The following is a 21,235-nucleotide window of genomic DNA, read 5'->3' as shown; positions in this document are numbered from 1 at the left end:
GGATGACGGCATTGGAGCAGCGACGCATGCTCCAATGCGAATGACCATCAAAGTCGCTGCAAGCCGGATCGGCAGGGCGAGGCCTGGAACCAAGTCATGTGTTGATGGATCTCCGGTCATTCATTCCACATTTCCGGCATAAGGACGAAGCGCTGTTTATCGTGTTTGCCATGCCGCGGACCACGCGACTTTTCTCTGCCGAAAGAATTCATGCACGCTGATGAGGATAAATTCGCTTTGCCGCCTGACGGGGAGACTGCAACCGCGCCGGTCGGGAATGCGCAAGGCGGGTCCATTATTCAGTCAGCCGAAGAGCAGGGCCGCGCCCGGTTCTACACCCTTCTGGCCATGCTGTTGTTCGTTCCGCCTTCGTCCGAATTGCTGCATGCGCTCGCCAATGCGGATCCGATTGCCGGCGAAACCGGGAGGCTTGAATCGGCCTGGGAGCAACTGGTGCTGGTCGCCGGCATCATGGACGCCGAGGCTGTGCGCGAGGAATTCGATGCGCTGTTCGTCTCGACCGGGACGCCGCTGATCAATCCGCATGCATCGCTTTATTTATCAGGGTTCATGATGGACAGGCCATTGGCGGCGCTGCGCGATACGCTGCGCGGATTGGGCGTGGTGCGGCGAGCAGGCGCCAGTCAATTGGAAGATCACCTCGGATCGCTATTTGAGACGATGGCTTTGCTAATTGCACAGGGCCGGCCGTTAACGATCCAACGTGAGGTTTTCGACGCGTACATTGGCAGTTGGATAGAACGCTGCCTTACCGATATCCGGGAAATGCCCAGTGCGAACTTTTACCGGAAGATTGCTGACGTCATCGAGGCGTTTTATCGAATCGAGGTAGAGGCGTTTGAGCTTGCGCCACATGCCCGATCCTAGTTGCTCAGTCTCAGGGCAACTATGCCTGCGCCTTTTTCTGCAATCTCATCTTAAATTTGGTTCAGCTCGGTTCACAGCGCTCAGATTCTTTCAAAAATTTGATTCTTCCTCTGCTCGGATACGAAACTGTTCCTTCAGCATCTTCCATACATTCTTCGCGTCCCCTTCAGAGAAAATTTTCTTATCGGCACCACTTGCAGCGTAAACAAGCTCAATAAACTTTTTCACCGGTCGCAGCCGCCGAACCCGCCCTTGGATTATGCGCGGCACCACACGGCAAATCTGTCACGGGATCAACGAGCGCATTTTCGATTCAGTTAGACCCAGCTTGCCATCGTTTTTCCTATCCACTAACGTCCCATGAAATCGCGTCTTTTCCCACCTGCTTGCGTTGGGATGGTCGTCAATAGCTTGGCTATTGACTCCTCACCCGTCTTGCCAGACGAAAAAGTCCATCGGTTTCATCCGGGACATTATGGATTGGGACTGGTATAACGAGGTCAGTTCAGAAACGATGCGGCGCAGAGGCTTCACTGCCATGAAAATGTTGCCTACATTGGACGTCCATCCTTGCCTTGGTGAGTTGGCAAAGGATAAATTCCTTGCTCAGCCTTTTCAAGTTTCCGGATGGCAGGCCAAATTTAATCAATTTATTTTTGAACCCTTCATTAAATAAATTTCTTCAAATTGCGGAATTTTACGCATTGGCATATTTCTTTTCAAATCTGTAGAATTCCCTTCCGATTATTTGAGAGAAATCTGGCAGGGAAGAGAGCGCTTCTAGTAAAGTCCAGTTTCCAAAATTGCGCTTTTGATGGTGGCTCAAAGAACCTTTTAGAATAATGAGTTTTCTGCAAAGCGTTGCAATCGGATTGCTGCTTCTTTCATTATCAAAATTGTCATCCAGGAGCAAGCTTCCGCTGTCGGAAAAAATCTCAAAATATTGAGAGGCTACATCTCCGTTCTGACTGGTGAATTCTTCAAATTTCCCACCATCTCGAAGGAATGATTCCTTGGCTGCATTCACATCATCTTCAAACTTTTTACAATATTGGAGAACCAGGCCTGCAAGGTTCTTATCCTGATCGGATTCCGCCGAAAAATTCAGCCCGTTGATAATGCCCTGCATCGATTCATCTTTACCATACGCAGACGCAGCCTTATGGAACGCAAATGCTGATATACGCTCTTGCCCCGCGCTAAACTGGTCATCAAATATTTCTTTAACAATTGATTCAAAGTCAGAAATATAAATTTTCTCGCTATTTTCTTTTTTGGCTACTTCAATAGCCCGGAAAAAATTGTTTGCAATTACTACCTCATTATCAAAAGATAAATCACCACAAGCAAGGTCTTTAACGGCATCCCTAATTCCTTTTATTATCGATTTTTTAATCTGCTCAGGATGCTCCATAAGGTTGCTGATGGGCACGTTGATTTTTTCCAGGCAAAAGTTTTTCAACTTGTTCTTATCAAAACCTTTATGATTTCCAATCTGCCTGGAAAATTCATCACGCCATTCATTCCTCATCGACTCTAAAAATCGAATATCAGGGAAGAAAGGCAGGGAGGCTTGAATCCTGAAATTACCTACATCCTGAAAAATACCCTGTATTGTTTCTTCAAATTTATCTGGCGATTTTTTATTTTCATTATTTATTTTGTCGACGAAGAAAAGATTTGCATATCCCTCCGCACTTAAGGCTATGACCCGCGACATCAATGCGCCCGATAGCTCATAGAAAAATTTTTCACACAGATCAGACTTAACTCCCGGCTTTTCTTGACCCGTTAATTCCGCAAGATGTTTTACATACCTTGTTGCGTTTTTCAACTGCTCCAAATCGGCATGCGTTATTTTGATGCACAATTCTCCGAAAATTTTTTCTATATCAGCAGAATTTGCATGAGCAAAGAACTCATTCATTGCAGTGGACCGCACCGCTTTCAAACCGCCACCTATTGATCCAGCATTTTCCCGGAATACTGCTTTCGAAAAATCAGCCAAGAAATTTCTTTGCGAAAAAAAGACCTTGGCTCGAGCCGCGCACGCTCTAACAAAAACCGCAATTCTTTCGGATAATTTTTTTGGCTGGCAAGGCGAGTGGAGGTGTCTGGCTCTCGGATCTTTTAAAGATTGGCCATCAATTTCAGCCGAAATGGATGGAAAGAAAGCATCAGACATTGTCGTCAACATAGATTGCAAGGAATTTGTGCCGGGAACGATTCCGCAAGCACGGACGGTTTGAGAACAAGTCAGCATCTTATTCTTTCAAGAATGAATATTCAAATAAGTAAGAACACGTTTTGTTTCGTTCCATGAAGCCAGAATTTTCGGAATAGCCAGAAAAGTCGGCCAAGTTCTTCATCCGAAACAATCCAGGCAAGGCGGTAGCGATGACCGTTCACGGCTGTGTGGTGCAGTCATTGGAAGGACTGGCGGAAAATTTACCCAAGTATAAAAAAAGCCGTTGGATATGTTCCGATTGCGATGTCTAAAACATGCCTCTTGGCTGATGGATCCGCTATCGTTCGGATGGCTTGCTAAAATAAGCCACACCGACTTTCGATTTGAGGCTGTACTGATTCCCTGGATGAGGAAGAAAGTCAATGGATTCGGGACCGACGCAAGGCTGGCGGCCAATGCGCCGTCGTGGTGCCTGGGCCAAATGGAACGAACTGGCGGACCTGATCGAGCAATGGCGGGCGGCAGGAATTTTTTGTCGTTTGCCGGCGGGGATTAAAACAAAGCCGGCGTCCCTGAACAGTTGGGCCCGTTCTTCGTCGCCATTTGAACAAGCACTTTCCCCTTTATTGATTGTGGCATTCCCTTTCACGGAGCGCGCCCTGCTTTCTTCGTGTTTCATGCAGACCGGACTGTTTGCTATAGGATAAAATTGCCCGTGCCAAAATGAGCGGAAACCGTTTTTTCGCCATGATTTGAATCACCAATGTTCTTCAGACGAATCCGTGAATGATCCGTGGATTTTGGCGAAAAATCAAGCACGGTTGATATTGACAAAAATTCGTTTAATTTTTTCATGTCAACGTTATTTTTTTTAAAGCCGGAGTTTTCACGCGCAACCTTTTGCAACAGAGCGCCCTCTCGTCCTGCTGAATGGTTTTCCACATGCTTCTTTATTTCCCTAAGGAAGAAGCTTACGTCTGAATCTTTTATATTACTTTTCTCCAGGCCAGCCAGTTCGCCAAACAGCTTTCTTACCATATTTTCGGTTCCAGAAGATTCGAAACGCTCGGCATTAATATTTCTATAATAATCGTTAAAGCATTTTTCCAGCTTCTTTTTCAAATCCGCTCTTGGCAGCATTTTTTCTTTTGTCCTCATATCAACTTGCAATGCTCCCTCATTGTTTTTTCGGCCAACCGCAGCTTCGTAAATTGCACCCTGCAACACGGCGCGTGAAATACCAAGCTTTGGATATTTTTCTTGAAATGAGGAATGGATATTTGATGCATTGCCAAAAGCATTTTGTTGCAATATTGAAATTTTTGCGGCCGGTGTCATGACAGCGTCAAACGATTTTTTTAAAGCCGTCTTTACATCGTCTTCGTTTAACCCTGCAGATAACTCCATTAAATCACACACGGCATATCGCATTTCCTGCAAAGCATTAGAATTCAAGGGGTTATGCGGATTCCACTTTTTAACTATCCTCTGTGAAGCTTTATTCAAGTGTTGGCTTATGAACCCAGTTTTCAGAATCCCGATTGCAGCGGGCTCACCAGGTGTTAATTCTGTTGAAATGCATTTCTCTTGCATATGATTCAAGGCGGCAAATCCAGTTAGCAGTGACGACTCCGAGTACGCTCCGAGCACTCGCTTCAAGGCGGATTCAACTCCCAACATGTCCTGACATTCCTTTATATGGCATTCCAATTGAAGGAAATTTCTTGAATCTTTTTTCCATTCTTCTGGCTTTTTACAGAGCAGTTCGAGATTGGATGATAGGCAATAGATTCTGTAAGCGCTGCCCAATTTCAGTCCATCAGCAATAAATTGCATTGCTCGATCAAAAAGACTGCAAGGGATCGTCTTGCCAGTTGTTCCTGTTCTTGGAACCATGATCCCGCGCGCTGCGGCGCCAGCATGGCCATTACGCTCATCATGTGCGTCTCCCGTAGGCGAGCCCAGTAGAGGGGGGCGAGAAGTCAAGATGTCTAAATACATGATCGTTCCTGGTGATTTGGGAAGGTACCCATGAGTGCTGTCCAGATAAAAATCGGTCCCTTCGGTTCGGTAAGCTTTTTGAATCTCTTGTTGCCATACTGACCACTAAGATTTACAAAAGGTGCTTGCAACTTCTTCAACCATGCGCCGGTTCAATACCTCGCGCCGATTTAACGTCACAACCAGCCACGGTCCGATCCGACCGCGACACGCCCAAGGGCATGGCTCTTGCAACAGCCCCGGCATGCCTACCGAAACCACCGATCCATCCCGCAGCTTGATGCGGCAAGCGGCAGACGTTGCCAATTCCACGAACACGACCAAGGGCCGCCGCGGTTTCCTGCGTACCAGCGCCAATGCCGGCCTGCTGGGCGCAGCGCTTGCCCTGCTATCCCGCAGCGCTCCCATTCAGGCGGCCGATCAGGTCAGCGCTGCCGGCAGCACTGAACCTCCCACCAGCGGCTACCACGAAACCGAGCACATCCGTAAGTACTACGCCAAAGCGCGTCAATTCTGAGGCTGCCCATGACCCTGCTCCGTAGAACCGGTGACACCGTCAAGCGTTCCACCCTGGTGCCGCGAAGCCTCAGCCAGGGCGTGCCGAAAGGGCTGACCCGGCGCGCCTTCCTGGCACGCACCGGGCTGGTGGCCGGCGGCGGCCTGCTGGCGCAGCAATTGCCGCTGCGCGTGATGCAGGCGGCAGAGGCCCAGACCACCCACGCCCCGCCGGACCAGGGCAAGCCCGAGGTCAAGCACACCATCTGCAGCCACTGTTCGGTGGGCTGCTCGGTAGAAGCGGTAGTGCAGAACGGCGTCTGGGTGCGGCAGGACACGGCGTTCGACTCGCCCATCAACCTTGGCGCCCATTGCGCGAAGGGAGCCTCGGTGCGGGAGCACGGCCATGGCGAGCACCGGCTGCGCTATCCGATGAAGCTGGTCAATGGCAAATACCAGCGCATCAGCTGGGACCAGGCAATCAATGAAGTCGGGGACAAGCTGCTTCAGCTGCGCCAGCAGGCGGGGCAGGATGCGATCTTCTGGATCGGCTCGTCCAAGCACAACAACGAGCAGTCCTACCTGCTGCGCAAGTTCGTCTCCATGTGGGGTTCCAACAATACCGACCACCAGGCGCGCATCTGCCATTCCACCACGGTAGCCGGCGTGGCCCAGACCTACGGGTATGGCGCCATGACCAATTCCTTCAACGACCTGAGCCACAGCAAGGCGGTGCTGTTCATCGGCTCCAATCCGGCCGAGGCGCATCCGATCTCGATGCTGCACTTCCTCCATGCGAAGGAACTGGGCGCGAAGATGATCGTGATCGACCCGCGCTTCACCCGCACCGCGCGCTTTGCCCATCACTACGTGCGCATCCGGCCCGGCACCGATATCGCTCTGGTGTGGGGCATCCTCTGGCATATCTTCGAGAACGGCTGGGAGGACAAGCAATACATCGAGCGGCGCACCTACCGCATGGACGAGGTGCGCAAGGAAGTGGCGAAATGGACGCCGGAGAAAGTATCGGACGTCACCGGCGTGCCCGAAGCCACGGTGAAGAAGGCCGCCGAAATGCTGGCAACCAACCGGCCGTCGTCGGTGGTCTGGTGCATGGGGATCACCCAGCACCATGTCGGCACCGCCAATGTGCGCGCGCTCTCGATCCTGCAGCTGGCGCTGGGCAATATCGGCGTGGCCGGCGGCGGCGCCAACATCTACCGCGGCCATGACAATGTGCAGGGCGCGACCGACGTTGGCCCGAACCCGGATTCCCTGCCCGGCTACTACGGCCTGGCAGAAGGCGCGTGGAAATACTTCTCGCGGGTCTGGGATATCGATTACCAGTGGCTGCAGGGACGCTTCGCCAGCAAGGCGCTGATGGAAAAGCCCGGCATGACGGTGTCGCGCTGGTTCGACGGCGTCAACGAGAACAAGCAGTTCGTGGACCAGCCCAACAGCCTCAAGGCCGTGCTCTACTGGGGCCACGCGCCCAACAGCCAGACCCGCCTGCCCGACATGAAGCTGGCAATGCAGAAGCTGGACCTGCTGGTGGTGATCGACCCCTACCCGACCATGACCGCGGCCATGCACGGCAGGAAGGATGGCGTCTACCTGCTGCCGGCCACCACCCAGTTCGAGACGCAGGGGTCGGTAACCTGCAGCAACCGCTCGGTGCAGTGGCGCGAGCGGGTGATCCATCCGCTCTTCGAGTGCAAGACCGACCACGAGATCATGTACCTGTTTGCGAAGAAGTTCGGCTTCGCCAATGAACTCTGCAAGCACATCAAGGTGGTGGACAACGAGCCTGTGATCGAGGACATCCTGCGCGAGATCAACCGCAGCGTCTGGACCATAGGCTACAGCGGCATCTCGCCCGAGCGGCTCAAGCTGCACATGGAAAACAAGCACACCTTCAATCCGACCACGCTGCTGGCGGAATACGGTCCGTGCAAGGGCGACTACTACGGCCTGCCGTGGCCGTGCTGGGGCACGCCGGAAATGAAGCATCCCGGCACGCCCATCCTGTACGACATTTCCAAGCCGGTGGCCGAGGGCGGCCTGCCGTTCCGGGCCAACTGGGGCGTGGAGCATGATGGCCTGCCGCTGCTGGCGGCTGACGGCTCGAGCAACAAGGACAGCGAGATGCAGTTCGGCTATCCCGAGTTCGACCATGTGCTGCTGAAGAAACTGGGCTGGTGGAATGAACTGACGCCCGAGGAGCAGAAGCAGGCAGACGGCAACAACTGGAAGACCGATATGTCGGGCGGCATCATCCGCGTCGTGATCGCGCATGGCTGCGCGCCTTATGGCAATGCCCGCGCCCGCTGCCATGTGTGGAATTTCCCCGACCCGGTGCCGGTGCACCGCGAGCCGCTGGTCAGCCCGCGGCGGGACCTGGTGGCAGCCTATCCGACCTATCCGGACAAGGCCGCGTTCTGGCGACTGCCCACGCTCTACAAGTCGGTGCAGGACATCAATTTCGCCAAGGACTACCCGCTGATCATGACCTCGGGAAGGCTGGTCGAGTATGAAGGCGGCGGCGACGAGACGCGTTCCAATCCCTGGCTGGCTGAATTGCAGCAGGCCATGTTCGTGGAAGTCAATCCGCATGACGCCACGCAGCTCAATGTCCGGACCGGCAAGTTCGTCTGGGTGGAAACCCCGACCGGCGCGCGCCTGAAGATCACCGCCTTTGTCACGCCGCGGGTGCCGGCCGGGCTGGTCTGGATGCCGTATCACTTCGGCGGCTGGTGGATGGGCGAAGACCTGCGGGGGAATTATCCAGCCGGCGCCGCGCCCATCGTGCTGGGCGAAGCGGTCAACACCGGCTGGACCTATGGCTATGACGTGGTGACGATGATGCAGGAGACCAAGGTCTCGCTGTGCCGTCTGGTGACGGCCTGATGCATCCGCCTGAAGTAGGGCGTAATACCCCGAAGGGGCAGTACGCGCAACTAGCGGTCCCGGCAAGACGCGGCATTCGCCCCTAGTGCTACGGCTCGCCGTGCAATGCCCTTCGGGATTGCACCCTACGAAAGCGGCCGGCCTGATCGGTACGAAGCAGCAAGGAGCAAGGAGCAAGCATGGCAACCAGGATGAAATTCATTTGCGATACCGAGCGCTGCATCGACTGCAACGGCTGCGCCACGGCCTGCAAGAACGAGAACGAAGTGCCATGGGGCATGCACCGGCGCCGGGTGGTGACTGTCAACGACGGCATGCCGGGCGAGGCGGCGATCTCGGTGGCCTGCATGCACTGCACCGACGCACCCTGCATGGCGGTATGCCCGGTGGACTGCTTCTACCATACTGCGGACGGCATCGTCCTGCACAGCAAGGACCTGTGCATAGGCTGCGGCTACTGCTATTACGCCTGCCCCTTCGGCGCGCCGCAGTTTCCCAACCCCGGCGCCTTCAACCATCGCGGGAAGATGGACAAGTGCACCTTCTGCTCGGGCGGCCCGGAGCCGGACAACTCGGAAGCGGAGTTCCAGAAATATGGCCGCAACCGCATCGCCGAGGGCAAGCTGCCGGTCTGCGCCGAGCAGTGCGGCACCAAGGCGCTGCTCGGCGGGGATGCCAGCATCATTGCCGACATCTATCGCCAGCGGGTGGAGATCCGCGGCTACGGGCCGGAACTGTGGGGCTGGGACATTGCCTATGAAACCAGGCGCAATGGCGGCAAGGTGGAAAACAAGGGCGACGGTCCGCGCCGCAACCAGGTGCCGAACGACTTCCAGAACAATCCTAGAAAGTTTCCGACATGAGCCGCGTCCATGCCCGCGTACTCGCCCTTGCGCTGATGGCCTGCGCCCTCTCCGGCTGCCTGGAAGTGGAACAGCATCCGCCCTGGGTGCACGGCTATTACGACGGCAAGCCGGACAACATGCCATCGCAGCGCCACTACCACGGCGACCGGCTGGCCTGGAATGCCGCCATCGACAACCGCAACAGGCGCCAGAACGAATACAACCGCATGCCCTGAGCCGGGCACCAGAACCGCACAACAGGAGAGCAGCCATGCACCCACACCCGACCCGGCACAGCGTCCTTGCCGCCTGGCTACTTGGCATGCTGCTGCAGCTGGCCGTGGCGATGTCCTGGGCCGCGGTGCCAAATGAAAAGGCAGTGCCGGCCTATGCCGAGGAACAGACCATCCTGCAGGTGGAAAAGGGTACGCCGCAACCCGGCATGGGCGACGCCGACTCGGGCCGCCGCCATATCGACCGCCACTACGTGAAGCCGTTCGGCCTGCAGCCGGAAATGGATGTCCTGCTGCAGCGCGGCGGCAACACCTGGCGCACCCTGCGCAACGGACCGATCGCCACCATTGCCGGCACCATCCTGCTGGTGGTGCCGCTGCTGATCTTCGGCTTCTACCGTGCGGTCGGTCCGGCCCGGCTGGACCGGCCCGAGTCGGGCCGCAGGATACAGCGCTTCACGCTCTGGGACCGGGTGATCCATTGGGCCACCGCCTTCAGTTTCCTGGCGCTGGCGCTGACCGGGCTGATCATCATGTACGGCAAGCAGCTGCTTATCCCCCTGATGGGCCACAACGCGTTTTCCTGGGTGGCCATCCTCTCGAAGTATCTGCACAACTTCGTCGGGCCGCTGTTCATTGCCTGCTCGGTGCTGATGTTCTTCACCTTCCTGCGCGAAAACCTGTTCCGGCGCTGGGACTGGGACTGGATCAAGAAAGGCGGCGGCCTGGTCAGCCACAAGCATGTGCCGGCCGGCTACTTCAATGCCGGCGAGAAGGTTTGGTTCTGGGGCGGCGTGGCGCTGCTGGGCATTATCGTCTCGGTGTCCGGGCTGATGCTGGACTTCGTCAATTTCAGGCAGACGCGGTATCTGCTGCAATGGGCCAACTACCTGCATGTCGGCGGCGCGGTGATCTATATCGCCGCCAGCATGGGGCACATCTTCATCGGCACCTGGGGCACGCCGGGCGCCTATGATGCGATGCGGCACGGCACGGTGGATGAAGCCTGGGCAGCGAGCCACCATGCGCTCTGGTATGAAGACGTCAAGGCTGGCAAGGCGACGGCGCCGCATGGCCGCCATGCAAGCCACGCGCCGTCGGCACAGCCTGCGAGGGGGAGCGATTATGCATGACCGAACTGCGCTGCTGGGCTGCTTCGCGCTGAGCGGGATGCTGCTGCTCGGCGCCTGTGGCGAGCGCGCCGCCGGCAACCGCAGCGAAGCACGGCAGACCAATTTTCCCGGCCAGCTTGCCGCCGGCAGCAAGAGCAGCGGCGAGATCATGGAGCGCTCGCGTGAAGCGACCAAGAGCCAGATGCCGAGCGGCACGCCTGGCATACCCGAAGGCGCCGGCGGCAATACCAGCGGCCCGGCCATGGGCGGCACGTCGCCGGGCGCCGCGGTGGCAGGCGACGCGCCCAAGGGAAAGATGGCGGGTGAGACACCGGCCGCCGGCCCGGCGGCAAGCGCGGCACAACCCAGCGCCGCCGAGCAGGCCGCAGCCAGAGCGCAAAAGGAAAAACAGGAACTGGCAGCCTCCATGGATGAGGTGGCGCGGCGCTGGCGCGCCGACGCAGCAAAGAACGGCTGGAAGACCTATCCTGCCGTGGGCCATGATGCGGTCGCCGGGATTACCGCCTCGGGCGCGCAGGAGCAGACGCGAGCCGTGCCGCCGCCGGTGCACAGCGAGAAGTCCGGCAGCGCCGCGCCCAGCGAGGACGTGAAGAAGCCCAAGGAACCCGGTGCAAAGTGAGCACCGGAACCGGGAGCATGCCCGATGCTGATGGCTGAACTGCCGCTGGCTGTCCTGATGCGCTGGCATACCCCGACCAGCATCTGGGACCAGGCCCGCTGGCGGCCCGAGGCAGTCAGCATCGACCGGGCGGACGCCGGCGCCCAAGTATGCGCGGTCACGGCCGACAGCCGCCTGCTGCGCGGCGTGGCGCTGCAGCTTTACCCGGATGAAAACGACGGCTATTTCGAAAACTGGGCCGCCCCCGAGCCTAAGGTCTTTCTGTTGTGGCGCGTGGAAAGCGGCGAGCCGGCGATCGTGTCCGCCTCCGTCAGCTACGGCGAAGGCACCCGCATGCTCGATTCAGGAGACCAGGCCGATGGCATCGGCATGCCGTCCGACATCCACGCCTGGCTGGGCAGCTACCTGCTGTGCCACTACGAGCCGCCTGCGCGCGGCAAGCGCAACCACGGCTGATCCAACGCCAAGGGGAGCCCCGTTCCGTCCCGTCTCGTCCCCTCCCGTACCGTCCTGAACCGCTTCAGCGCCGCCTGGCTCGACAATACTTGAGCGAACTCATCACGGCGATCAACTCGTTGCTGCATCATTAACAGCTGACAATTGCCAACTGTCCTATCGCGATTCGTTTTCCCCTCCTACCAGAAGTTCGGGGTTTGTCCTACTGCCCATTCCCGCGTCCTTGCCTACAGTGAAGCTTCACACCCAGCGCGGTGCTTTTCACACGACTCAACAAGGAGTGAACATGAGGAAGACTTCAATTGCAGCATTGATTGCAGCGATGGCATTCGCAGGTTCAGCGATGGCGCAAAGTACCGGCGGCGGCACGGGCGGCGGCATGAGCGGCAGCCCAGGCTCGAGCAGCGGCGCGGCAATGACCGGCGGCAGCGGCGGAACCACTTCGGGCAGCACTTCCAGCCGAAGCGGCGGCAGTTCGACCGACATGGGCAGCGGCTCGAGCACGTCTGGCGCTTCCGGCATGAGCGGCGGTTCAGGCACCTCGGGCAGCACCGGCTCGTCGGACATGAGCGGTGGCTCGGGCACCTCTGGGAGCACTGGCTCTTCGGGCAGCAGCGGCACATCGGGCAGCACCGGCTCTTCCGGCATCAACAGCGGCTCCTCCGGCATGAGCGGCAGTTCAGGCAGCGGCACCTCCGGCACGATGGGCGGCACCAGCGCCGGTACCGGTGGGATGGGATCGGGCAGCTCCAGCGGCGGCAGCAGCCGTTAAGCCTCGCCTCGGTTGCAGTCAATTAGCCAGCTGCCCCTCGCAAGAGTAGGCGGCTTTTTGTTGCGGACTATTGGCGGCTGACGCGGTTCGTAGCGGACTATTGGCCGCTGACGCGTTTTGTAGGGCGGAATACCCCGCAGGGGCATTCCGCCAGGCGGTCGATCTTGCTGAGGCGTTGGATCTGCCTGTTGCGTTTCCTCTGAAGCTTGAACCGCCCTTGCTGCCCGTGCGTTGCCGGGTGACGCAATACGGCTGCACTGCCGTGGAGACAGGCCGGGAGTTCGCCCCGGCAGGCGACCTCCTTTTTTGCTTCGCCAAAAAAGGAGGCAAAAAAGGAGGCAAAAAAGGCGACCCCGATGATCGCGCCCCGCTAACGCGGGGTGCCCGTGCCAGCGGTGCCCGGAGCGGGGCGCGGCTAAACTCGCTCCGCTTCGCTCCACTCAGACAGACGCCGCACCTTTTCCGCTCCAGGCACCGCTGACACGGCGCGCTCAACGGGGAGTTGAACGCCCACTTCAAAAGCAACCGCAAGGGCAACCGCAACCACAACTGCAACGGAACCTGAATTGCGCGTCCAGCCAGTCCGGAGCCAAGCCCGAAGCGCTCCCGCCGCAAAACCGATGCAGCCCTTGCCCCTGGCTTGTCAGGCCCGCGCTTATCGTTCAGTTTCGTATCGCGCCCCTTGAACGCGCTCACCCAACGTTCAATCCCTTCAAGCCCGCGCGCCCTGCTCCAGCCGCCGCAACGCCTCCGACACTTCCCCCCGGAACCTGGCAAGCTGCTCCAACGACTGGCTGACCGGCATGAACGCCGCCCAAAGCATGTTGGTCAACTGGCCGGCGGTGGTCTCGATATCGGGCTTGTTGCGGTTGACCATGTAATCCCACAGCACATGCTCCATCGAGCCATAGACCATGTCCCGCAGCAGGGGCAGCGGCATGTCCTGGCGGATTTCGCCGTCGCGTTGTGCCGCCGCCAGCACCTTCATCAGCGGCGCGGTATAGCGCCGCTTGAGCTCGGCAATCAGGTCGGCGAATTCGGCATCGGCGCTGCGGCCTTCGGAAAGCACCAGCTTGCACATGCCGGTGCCGTCCTGCATCAGCGTCACCAGGTGCTTGTGCACCACGAAATGCAGCCGGGCCCGCGTGCCCACCACCAGCGGCACTTCCTGCTCCAGCACCAGCGAGATCTCGTCATACCATCCCTTGATCACCTGCATGCACAGATCGCGCTTGCTGCTGAAATAGGAAAAGACCGTGGCTTCCGAAATGCCCAACTCGCGCGCAATGTCAAGCGTGGTGGAGTTTTCATAGCCGTTGTCGGAAAAGACCTGGCGCGCCGCGACCAGGATTTCCCGCACGCGCCGCTCCGACCGGGCGCCGAGCACCTCGCGCTTGCGGCTTGCTTTCAATGGCGTATTCATGGGCTGTCGTCTGGCTTCTGTTCAGGCTGGCTTGCAATGTCAGCTATGAAAAGCCAGCAGCTGCACGCCTTCTTCCACCTGGTCGCCGGTCGAATAGAGAAGTTCTTCCACCACGCCGTCCCGCGGCGCGGCAATCGTGTGCTCCATCTTCATTGCCTCCATGATCAGCAGCGGCGCGCCCTTCACCACCGCCTCGTCCTTCTTCACCAGGATGGCGACGATCTTGCCCGGCATGGGCGCGGTCAGCCTGCCGCCTTCATCCTCGGACTCGCCGGCATGCGCCAGCGGATCGCTGTAGCCCAGCACAAGGTGGCGCTCGCCAGTGAAGACATGCACTTCCTCGCCGTTGATCACCACCGTGCCGCGCACCAGCCGGCCGTCGAGCCGGACCGCGTAGTCATTGCCTTCGTGGCGCACCAGCGTCACTTCATGCGATGCATCGCCATGCGCGAGCTGCCAGCCATGGGCCAGGTAGGAGAGGCCGACTTCCCGCGCCTGCTCGCGATCGGTGAAGCGGAAGTTGCGGCGCAGCGATGCATTCATGCGCCAGCCATCGGTGCGCGCCCAGGGATCGGCGGCGTTCGCCGCGCCATGCCTGGTCTCGCCGGAGACCAACGCCACCGCCGCCAGCGCCAGCGCCTCCCTGCCGGCGGCTGCCGGCAGCGGGAATAGCGCCGCATGGTTGCGCTCGATCAGGCCGGTGTCGAGGTCGGCGGAAGCAAAAGGCACGCTTTCCACCAGCCGCTTCAGGAAGGCGATATTGGTGGTCAGGCCCACCACCTGGTAATGCGTCAGCGCATTGGCCATCAGCGCCAGCGCTTCCTCGCGGTCGCGGCCCCAGACGATGAGCTTGGCAATCATCGGGTCGTAGAAGGGCGAGATCGCATCGCCGGCGCGCACGCCGCTGTCGATGCGCACCGGCGCCGGGTGCGCCGGGTTTTCGCCGAGGCTGAAGGACACCGCCTCCGGCATGCGCAGATGGCGCAGCGTGCCGATCGAAGGCAGGAAGTTGTTGTCCGGGTTCTCCGCATAGATTCGGGCTTCCAGCGCATGGCCGTGGATGGCGAGATCGGCCTGGCCTAGCGGCAGCGGCTCGCCGCAGGCCACCCTCAACTGCCATTCCACCAGGTCCTGGCCGGTGATCATTTCCGTCACCGGATGCTCCACCTGCAGACGGGTATTCATCTCCATGAAGTAGAAGGAGCCATCCTGGTTGGCGATGAATTCCACCGTGCCCGCGCCGACATAGCCCACCGCCCGGGCCGCGGCGACCGCCGCCTCGCCCATCGCGCGGCGGCGTTCTTCCGTCATGCCCGGCGCCGGCGCTTCCTCCAGCACTTTCTGGTGCCGGCGCTGCACCGAGCAGTCGCGCTCGAACAGATAGACGCAGTTGCCATGGGTATCGGCAAACACCTGGATCTCGATATGGCGCGGCCGGGTCAGGTATTTCTCCACCAGCACCTTGTCGTCGCCAAAGCTGCTGATCGCCTCCCGCTTGCAGGAGGCCAGCGCGGCCTTGAAGTCCTCGGAACGCTCGACGATGCGCATGCCCTTGCCGCCGCCGCCGGCGCTGGCCTTGAGCAGCACCGGGTAGCCGATCTCGTCGGCGCGCGCCTGCAGGAATTCCGGCTCCTGGTTGTCGCCGTGATAGCCGGGCACCAGCGGCACGCCGGCCTTTTCCATCAGCGACTTCGCAGCCGACTTCGAGCCCATCGCATCGATGGCAGAAGCCGGCGGGCCGATGAAGGCGATGCCCGCGTCCGCACATGCCTGGGCGAAGCCGGCATTCTCGGACAGGAAGCCATAGCCCGGATGCACTGCCTGTGCGCCGCTGACCAAAGCCGCGGCGATGATCTTGTCGGCGCGCAGATAGCTTTCCTTGGCAGCGGCAGGCCCGACCGGCACCGACTCGTCGCACAGCGCGACATGGCGCGCATTCACATCGGCCTCGGAATAGACGGCAACCGTCTTCACGCCCAGCCGGCGCGCGGTGGCGGCGACACGGCAGGCGATTTCGCCGCGATTGGCAATCAGTATCTTGGTAAACATGGTTTCTCCAGTTCTCATTCCAGCCAGGACGGCTTGCGCTTTTCAAGGAAGGAGCGCACGCCTTCGCGTCCCTGCTCCGATGCGCGGATGTCAGCGATGCGCACCACCGTGTCCTGCACCAGCGCATCCGTCAGCGGCTGCCCGGCCACGTCGTTCACCAGGCGCTTGGCCGCGCTTACCGCATCCGGGCTCGCCGCCAGCAGCGACTTCAGCAGCGCGCCAACGGCATCGTCCAGCCCATCGGCCGGCACGCACTCATGGACCAGGCCCATGCGCTGCGCGGCGGCTGCGGAAAACCGTTCCGCGGTGATGAAGTAGCGGCGCGCCGCCTGCGCGCCCATGGCGCGAATCACGTAGGGGGAAATCGTCGCCGGGATCAGTCCCAGCTTCACTTCCGACAGGCAGAAGTTGGCCGCCTCGGCTGCCACCACGATGTCGCAGGCGGTGGCCAGTCCCATGCCGCCGGCATAGCAGTCGCCCTGCACCCGCGCCACCACCGGCTTGCCGCAGTCATGGATGGCGCGCAGCATCGCCGCCAGGCCGGCCGCATCTTCCAGGTTTTCTTCCCGGCTGTAGCCTGCCATCTTCTTCATCCAGTTCAGGTCGGCGCCGGCGCAGAAGGCCACGCCGCGCGCGGCCAGCACCACCGCGCGCACCGAGCTGTCCGCATCCAGCGCCCTGAATGCGTCGGTCAGTTCGGCAATGCTGGTCTCGTTGAAGGCATTGCGCACATCGGGCCGGTTCAGCCAGACGGTGGCAACCGCCTGCTCCTGCCGTATTTCCAGTGTCTGGTAATCCATGGCGTCTCCTTACATGCGAAACAGGCCGAACTTCGTCTCGGGCACCGGCGCATTCAGCGCGGCCGAGAGGCCCAGGCCAAGCACAATGCGGGTGTCGGCCGGGTCGATCACGCCATCGTCCCACAGCCTTGCGCTGGCATAGTACGGATGGCCCTGGTGCTCGTACTGCTCCTTGATCGGCGTCTTGAACGCGCCCTCTTCCTCTGCGCTCCAGCTGCCGCCGCGCGCCTCGATGCCGTCGCGCTTGACGGTGGCCAGCACGCTGGCCGCCTGCTCGCCGCCCATCACCGAGATGCGGGCATTGGGCCACATCCACAGGAAGCGCGGCGAGAACGCCCGGCCGCACATGCCATAGTTGCCGGCGCCAAAGCTGCCGCCGATGATCACCGTGAACTTGGGCACGGCGGCGGTGGCCACCGCGGTCACCATCTTCGCGCCATTCCTGGCGATGCCTTCATTCTCGTACTTGCGGCCGACCATGAAGCCGGTGATGTTCTGCAGGAAGACCAGCGGGATCTTGCGCTGGCAGCACAGTTCGATGAAGTGCGCGCCCTTCAGCGCCGATTCGGAAAACAGGATGCCGTTGTTGGCAATGATCCCGACCGGCATGCCGAAGATATGCGCGAAGCCGCAGACCAGCGTGGTGCCGTAGCGCGCCTTGAATTCCTGGAACACGCTGCCGTCGACGATGCGGGCAATCACCTCGCGCACGTCGAACGGCTTCCTGGTATCGACCGGGATCACGCCATACAGCTCCTGCGCCGGATACTTCGGCGCAACCGCTTCGCGCAGCAGCATGTCGGGCGCCTTCTGCCGGTTCAGGTTGGAGACGATGGTGCGCGCCAGCGACAGCGCATGCAGGTCGTCCTTGGCCAGGTGATCGACCACGCCCGAGAGGCGGGTATGCACGTCGCCGCCGCCCAGGTCTTCCGCGCTCACCACTTCGCCGGTGGCCGCCTTCACCAGCGGCGGGCCGCCGAGGAAGATGGTGCCCTGCTCCTTGACGATGATGGACTCGTCGCTCATCGCGGGCACATAGGCGCCGCCCGCGGTGCAGGAGCCCATCACCACAGCGATCTGCGGTACGCCCTCGGCCGACATGTTGGCCTGGTTGTAGAAGATGCGTCCGAAGTGGTCGCGGTCGGGGAACACGTCGTCCTGGTTGGGCAGGTTGGCGCCGCCGGAGTCGACCAGGTAGATACAGGGCAGCTTGTTCTGCATCGCGATTTCCTGCGCCCGCAGGTGCTTCTTCACCGTCATCGGGTAATAGGTGCCGCCCTTGACGGTGGCGTCGTTGCAGACGATCACGCATTCGATGCCGGCCACGCGGCCGATGCCGGTGATGATGCCGGCCGACGGCGCGGCATTGTCGTACATCTCGTAGGCAGCGAGCTGCGACAGTTCGAGGAAAGGCGTGCCGGGGTCCAGCAGCATCTGCACCCGGTCGCGCGGCAGCAGCTTGCCGCGGGCGGTGTGCTTGTCGCGCGCAGCGGCGCCGCCGCCCTGGGCGATGGCCGCGACCTTCTGCTTTAGGTCGTCGACCACGGCCTTCATTGCCGCGGCATTGGCCTGGAATTCCTCGGAGCGGGGATTGAGCTTGGATTCAATGCTGTTCATCGCGTCATTCTTCCTTGGTGATTGTGCGGCTTACCGGGTTTCGGCGAACAGTTCGCGGCCGATCAGCATGCGCCGGATCTCGCTGGTGCCGGCGCCGATTTCGTAGAGCTTGGCATCGCGCCACAGCCGCCCCACCGGATATTCGTTGATGTAGCCGTTGCCGCCCAGCGCCTGGATCGCCTCGCCCGCCATCCAGGTCGCCTTCTCCGCCGAGTACAAAATCGCGCCGGCCGCGTCCTTCCTCAAGGCCCGCACCGCGTCCGGCGTCTTCGCCCGGTCGCAGGCCTGGCCCACCGCGTACACATACGCCCGGCAGGCCATCATCGTCGAATACATGTCGGCCAGCTTGCCCTGCATCAGCTGGAATTCGCCGATCGGCTGGCCGAACTGCTTCCTGTCATGCACATACGGCACCACCGCATCCATGCAGGCCGACATGATGCCCAGCGGACCGCCCGACAGCACCGTGCGCTCGTAGTCCAGCCCCGACATCAGCACGTTCACGCCGCGCCCCAGGCCGCCCAGCACATTTTCCGCCGGCACCTCGCAGTCCTGGAACACCAGCTCGCCAGTGTGCGAGCCGCGCATGCCCAGCTTGTCGAGCTTCTGCGCCACCGAGAAACCCTTGAAGCCCTTCTCGATCAGGAAGGCCGTCATGCCGCGCGGACCGGCCTCGATATCGTTCTTGGCATACACCACCAGCACATCCGCATCCGGGCCGTTGGTGATCCACATCTTGCTGCCGTTGAGCACCCAGCGGTCGCCACGGAAATCCGCGCGCAGCTTCATCGACACCACGTCCGAGCCGGCATTCGGCTCCGACATGGCCAGCGCGCCGACATGCTCGCCGGAGATCAGCTTGGGCAGGTACCTGGCCTTCTGCTCGTCGCTGCCGTTGCGGCGGATCTGGTTCACGCACAGGTTGGAATGCGCGCCGTAGGACAGGCCGACCGAGGCCGAGGCGCGCGAGATTTCCTCCATGGCCACGATGTGGGCCAGGTAGCCCATGGCGCTGCCGCCGTACTCCTCATCCACCGTAATGCCCAAGAGGCCCAGCTCGCCCATCTTTTTCCACAGGTCCATCGGGAACTGGTCGGTGCGGTCGATCTCGGCGGCGCGCGGCGCGATCTGGTCCTGCGCGAACTGCTGCACCGTCTCGCGCAGCGCGGCGATGTCTTCGCCATGGTCGAAAGTTAAACCCGGGAGATTGAGGAATGTTTGTGCCATGACTGCAGGGTCCTGTGGTTGAAGAGTGCGGGAATGCAGCCGGTCGCACAAAGCGAAGGTGGCCGCACGGTTTTCTGAGTATAGCTCACAAAATCTTGTTTTTGACAGTACTAATTCAACAAACATTCGCTTGCCATCATGCCGTTATCGCACATACAATCGGCTGCAATTAACTGAGCCTTACTCAAAGATCGCATGCCAACGGTGTCTTTCGGCAAGGCGGCGCGGCTTGGTTAACGCCTTGCGGCAAACATGCGCGAAGCGGCGAAAAACAATAACAGCGGCGCCGCCCTGGCATGACCCATCACACGCACACCAACGGAGACATTGCATGCACCAGTTCAACAGGACGCTCTGCGCGGCCGCCCTCATCGCAGCAGGCATCAGTTCGGCATCGGCCCAGGTCAGCGACGACGTCGTCAAGATCGGCATCCTGACCGACATGTCGGGCCTGTATTCCGACCTGTCCGGCAAGGGTTCGGTCGTTGCCGCCAAGATGGCGATCGACGACTTCGGCAAGACCGTGCTGGGCAAGCCGATCGAACTGGTCAGCGCCGACAGCCAGAACAAGGCGGACGTTGCCTCGGCACGGGCGCGGGAATGGGTGGACCAGCAGAAGGTCGACGCGCTGATGGACCTGGTGCCCACCAACGTGGCCCTGGCGGTGATGGAAGTGGCGCAGCAGAAGAACAAGGTCGCCATCGTGGTGGGCTCGGCATCGAGCACGGTGACCAACGAGAAATGCACGCCCACCAGCGCGCACTGGATGTACGACACCTATTCCAGTTCCGTCGGCACCGGCCGCGCGCTGATGAAGCGCGGCGCCGACAGCTGGTATTTCCTGACAGCCGACTATGCCTTCGGCAAGTCGCTGGAAAAGGATGTGTCGGATGTGGTGGCCGCCGGCGGCGGCAAGGTGCTGGGCTCGGTGCGCCACCCGCTCAATGCCAGCGACTTCTCTTCCTTCCTGCTGCAGGCCCAGACTTCCAAGGCCAAGGTGATCGGCCTGGCCAATGCAGGCGGCGACACCGTGAATGCGGTCAAGCAGGCGGGCGAGTTCGGCATCGCCTCCAAGGGGCAACTGGTTGCGCCGCTGCTGATGTTCATCAGCGACGTTCATGCAATCGGCCTGAACTATGCCCAGGACATGTACCTGACCGAGGGCTTCTACTGGGACGCAAACAATGAAACCCGCGCCTGGTCGCGCCGCTTCTTCGAGATCCAGAAAAAGATGCCGACCATGGCGCAGGCCGGCATGTACTCGGCCGTGACCCATTACCTGAAGGCGATCAAGGCCGCCGGCACCGACGAGACCGGCGCGGTGATGAAGAAGATGCGCGAGCTGCCGATTTCCGACGTGGTGATTCCCAAGGGCACGCTGCGCGCCGACGGCCGCGTGGTCCACGACATGCTGCTGTTGCAGGTGAAGAAGCCGGCCGAGTCCAAGGCGCCCTGGGACTACTACAAGATCATCGGCACCGTGCCCGGCAATGAAGCATTCCGGCCGCTGGCCCAGTCCGGCTGCCCGCTGGTCAGGCAGCAGTAAGCTTTTTTTGCAATGCTTGATGAGCCGCGCAGGCCG

At 60.2% G+C, this 21,235-nt stretch carries 18 protein-coding genes; 10 read left to right on the top strand and 8 right to left on the bottom strand.

From position 1 onward, the window contains the following. Positions 1–210: 210 nt before the first annotated feature. Entirely contained in the window at positions 211–888 is a 678-nt protein-coding gene (locus IGW04_RS00840) for a TorD/DmsD family molecular chaperone (RefSeq protein WP_194711119.1), read from the top strand. Between the two features lie 697 nt (positions 889–1,585). Here IGW04_RS00840 and IGW04_RS00835 read toward each other — a convergent pair. Next, positions 1,586–3,151, bottom strand: a complete 1,566-nt coding sequence (locus tag IGW04_RS00835) for a hypothetical protein (protein ID WP_194711118.1) — start codon at positions 3,149–3,151, stop codon at positions 1,586–1,588. Between the two features lie 347 nt (positions 3,152–3,498). Here IGW04_RS00835 and IGW04_RS00830 point away from each other — a divergent pair, with 347 nt between their 5' ends. Then, a complete protein-coding gene (locus IGW04_RS00830) occupies positions 3,499–3,783 on the top strand; it encodes a hypothetical protein (protein ID WP_194711117.1) in 285 nt (94 codons plus the stop codon). Here IGW04_RS00830 and IGW04_RS00825 read toward each other — a convergent pair. After that, positions 3,773–5,077, bottom strand: coding sequence for a hypothetical protein (locus IGW04_RS00825; protein WP_194711116.1), 1,305 nt, complete (start codon positions 5,075–5,077; stop codon positions 3,773–3,775). The two genes, IGW04_RS00830 and IGW04_RS00825, sit on opposite strands and share 11 nt — an antisense overlap. Before the next feature lie 244 nt (positions 5,078–5,321). Here IGW04_RS00825 and IGW04_RS00820 point away from each other — a divergent pair, with 244 nt between their 5' ends. The 7 genes from IGW04_RS00820 (at position 5,322) to IGW04_RS00790 (ending at position 11,765) form a co-directional block, all read left to right on the top strand. After that, positions 5,322–5,594 carry a hypothetical protein gene (locus IGW04_RS00820; protein WP_194711115.1) on the top strand — a complete coding sequence of 91 codons (273 nt, stop codon included), beginning with the start codon at positions 5,322–5,324 and terminating at the stop codon, positions 5,592–5,594. 8 nt (positions 5,595–5,602) lie between these two features. After that, a complete protein-coding gene (locus tag IGW04_RS00815; protein WP_194711114.1) occupies positions 5,603–8,479 on the top strand; it encodes a molybdopterin-dependent oxidoreductase in 2,877 nt (958 codons plus the stop codon). A 179-nt stretch (positions 8,480–8,658) separates the two neighbouring features. After that, a complete protein-coding gene (gene fdh3B / locus IGW04_RS00810) occupies positions 8,659–9,342 on the top strand; it encodes a formate dehydrogenase FDH3 subunit beta (RefSeq protein WP_228526725.1) in 684 nt (227 codons plus the stop codon). Then, positions 9,339–9,560 (top strand): hypothetical protein, encoded by a 222-nt coding sequence (locus tag IGW04_RS00805; RefSeq protein ID WP_194711113.1) that lies wholly within the window; start codon positions 9,339–9,341, stop codon positions 9,558–9,560. The genes fdh3B and IGW04_RS00805 overlap by 4 nt, the downstream gene beginning before the upstream one ends. A gap of 35 nt (positions 9,561–9,595) precedes the next feature. Next, positions 9,596–10,690 (top strand): formate dehydrogenase subunit gamma, encoded by a 1,095-nt coding sequence (locus IGW04_RS00800; RefSeq protein ID WP_194711112.1) that lies wholly within the window; start codon positions 9,596–9,598, stop codon positions 10,688–10,690. Beyond that, positions 10,683–11,309, top strand: a complete 627-nt coding sequence (locus tag IGW04_RS00795; protein WP_194711111.1) for a hypothetical protein — start codon at positions 10,683–10,685, stop codon at positions 11,307–11,309. Before IGW04_RS00800 ends, IGW04_RS00795 begins: the two co-directional genes overlap by 8 nt. A 24-nt stretch (positions 11,310–11,333) precedes the next feature. After that, entirely contained in the window at positions 11,334–11,765 is a 432-nt protein-coding gene (locus IGW04_RS00790) for a DUF3305 domain-containing protein (RefSeq protein WP_194711110.1), read from the top strand. 270 nt (positions 11,766–12,035) lie between these two features. Here IGW04_RS00790 and IGW04_RS00785 read toward each other — a convergent pair whose 3' ends face one another. The 6 genes from IGW04_RS00785 to IGW04_RS00760 all read right to left on the bottom strand — a co-directional run bounded on the left by IGW04_RS00785 (position 12,036) and on the right by IGW04_RS00760 (position 19,653). After that, a complete protein-coding gene (locus IGW04_RS00785; RefSeq protein WP_194711109.1) occupies positions 12,036–12,479 on the bottom strand; it encodes a hypothetical protein in 444 nt (147 codons plus the stop codon). A gap of 770 nt (positions 12,480–13,249) precedes the next feature. Continuing rightward, positions 13,250–13,960, bottom strand: a complete 711-nt coding sequence (locus tag IGW04_RS00780; protein ID WP_194711108.1) for a TetR/AcrR family transcriptional regulator — start codon at positions 13,958–13,960, stop codon at positions 13,250–13,252. Between the two features lie 39 nt (positions 13,961–13,999). Then, a complete protein-coding gene (locus IGW04_RS00775) occupies positions 14,000–16,009 on the bottom strand; it encodes an acetyl/propionyl/methylcrotonyl-CoA carboxylase subunit alpha (protein ID WP_194711107.1) in 2,010 nt (669 codons plus the stop codon). Positions 16,010–16,023: 14 nt separating this feature from the next. After that, on the bottom strand, positions 16,024–16,809 hold the full coding sequence (locus IGW04_RS00770; protein WP_194711106.1) for an enoyl-CoA hydratase/isomerase family protein: 786 nt from the start codon (positions 16,807–16,809) through the stop codon (positions 16,024–16,026). 9 nt (positions 16,810–16,818) lie between these two features. Further along, positions 16,819–18,426 carry a carboxyl transferase domain-containing protein gene (locus IGW04_RS00765; protein ID WP_194711105.1) on the bottom strand — a complete coding sequence of 536 codons (1,608 nt, stop codon included), beginning with the start codon at positions 18,424–18,426 and terminating at the stop codon, positions 16,819–16,821. Between the two features lie 30 nt (positions 18,427–18,456). After that, positions 18,457–19,653, bottom strand: a complete 1,197-nt coding sequence (locus IGW04_RS00760) for an isovaleryl-CoA dehydrogenase (RefSeq protein WP_194711104.1) — start codon at positions 19,651–19,653, stop codon at positions 18,457–18,459. Positions 19,654–19,984: 331 nt separating this feature from the next. On the opposite strand from IGW04_RS00760, the gene IGW04_RS00755 reads away from it, so the two are divergent. Further along, entirely contained in the window at positions 19,985–21,199 is a 1,215-nt protein-coding gene (locus IGW04_RS00755; RefSeq protein ID WP_194711103.1) for an ABC transporter substrate-binding protein, read from the top strand. The last annotated feature ends 36 nt before the right edge of the window (positions 21,200–21,235 follow it).

The sequence above is a fragment of the Noviherbaspirillum soli genome, from assembly GCF_015352955.1.
Classification (GTDB): Bacteria; Pseudomonadota; Gammaproteobacteria; order Burkholderiales; family Burkholderiaceae_D; genus Noviherbaspirillum_A; species Noviherbaspirillum_A soli.
The sequence above is the reverse complement of the archived record's forward strand: the minus strand, read 5'-3'. Positions and strand labels throughout refer to the sequence as shown.

What these genes read in the sequence shown, in the direction of transcription:
- IGW04_RS00840 (WP_194711119.1), top strand. Translation starts at nt 211, where the DNA reads ATGCACGCTGATGAGGATAAATTCGCTTTGCCGCCTGACGGGGAGACT.
- IGW04_RS00835 (WP_194711118.1), bottom strand. Translation starts at nt 3,151, where the DNA reads ATGCTGACTTGTTCTCAAACCGTCCGTGCTTGCGGAATCGTTCCCGGC.
- IGW04_RS00830 (WP_194711117.1), top strand. Translation starts at nt 3,499, where the DNA reads ATGGATTCGGGACCGACGCAAGGCTGGCGGCCAATGCGCCGTCGTGGT.
- IGW04_RS00825 (WP_194711116.1), bottom strand. Translation starts at nt 5,077, where the DNA reads ATGTATTTAGACATCTTGACTTCTCGCCCCCCTCTACTGGGCTCGCCT.
- IGW04_RS00820 (WP_194711115.1), top strand. Translation starts at nt 5,322, where the DNA reads ATGCCTACCGAAACCACCGATCCATCCCGCAGCTTGATGCGGCAAGCG.
- IGW04_RS00815 (WP_194711114.1), top strand. Translation starts at nt 5,603, where the DNA reads ATGACCCTGCTCCGTAGAACCGGTGACACCGTCAAGCGTTCCACCCTG.
- fdh3B (WP_228526725.1), top strand. Translation starts at nt 8,659, where the DNA reads ATGGCAACCAGGATGAAATTCATTTGCGATACCGAGCGCTGCATCGAC.
- IGW04_RS00805 (WP_194711113.1), top strand. Translation starts at nt 9,339, where the DNA reads ATGAGCCGCGTCCATGCCCGCGTACTCGCCCTTGCGCTGATGGCCTGC.
- IGW04_RS00800 (WP_194711112.1), top strand. Translation starts at nt 9,596, where the DNA reads ATGCACCCACACCCGACCCGGCACAGCGTCCTTGCCGCCTGGCTACTT.
- IGW04_RS00795 (WP_194711111.1), top strand. Translation starts at nt 10,683, where the DNA reads ATGCATGACCGAACTGCGCTGCTGGGCTGCTTCGCGCTGAGCGGGATG.
- IGW04_RS00790 (WP_194711110.1), top strand. Translation starts at nt 11,334, where the DNA reads ATGCTGATGGCTGAACTGCCGCTGGCTGTCCTGATGCGCTGGCATACC.
- IGW04_RS00780 (WP_194711108.1), bottom strand. Translation starts at nt 13,960, where the DNA reads ATGAATACGCCATTGAAAGCAAGCCGCAAGCGCGAGGTGCTCGGCGCC.
- IGW04_RS00775 (WP_194711107.1), bottom strand. Translation starts at nt 16,009, where the DNA reads ATGTTTACCAAGATACTGATTGCCAATCGCGGCGAAATCGCCTGCCGT.
- IGW04_RS00770 (WP_194711106.1), bottom strand. Translation starts at nt 16,809, where the DNA reads ATGGATTACCAGACACTGGAAATACGGCAGGAGCAGGCGGTTGCCACC.
- IGW04_RS00765 (WP_194711105.1), bottom strand. Translation starts at nt 18,426, where the DNA reads ATGAACAGCATTGAATCCAAGCTCAATCCCCGCTCCGAGGAATTCCAG.
- IGW04_RS00760 (WP_194711104.1), bottom strand. Translation starts at nt 19,653, where the DNA reads ATGGCACAAACATTCCTCAATCTCCCGGGTTTAACTTTCGACCATGGC.
- IGW04_RS00755 (WP_194711103.1), top strand. Translation starts at nt 19,985, where the DNA reads ATGCACCAGTTCAACAGGACGCTCTGCGCGGCCGCCCTCATCGCAGCA.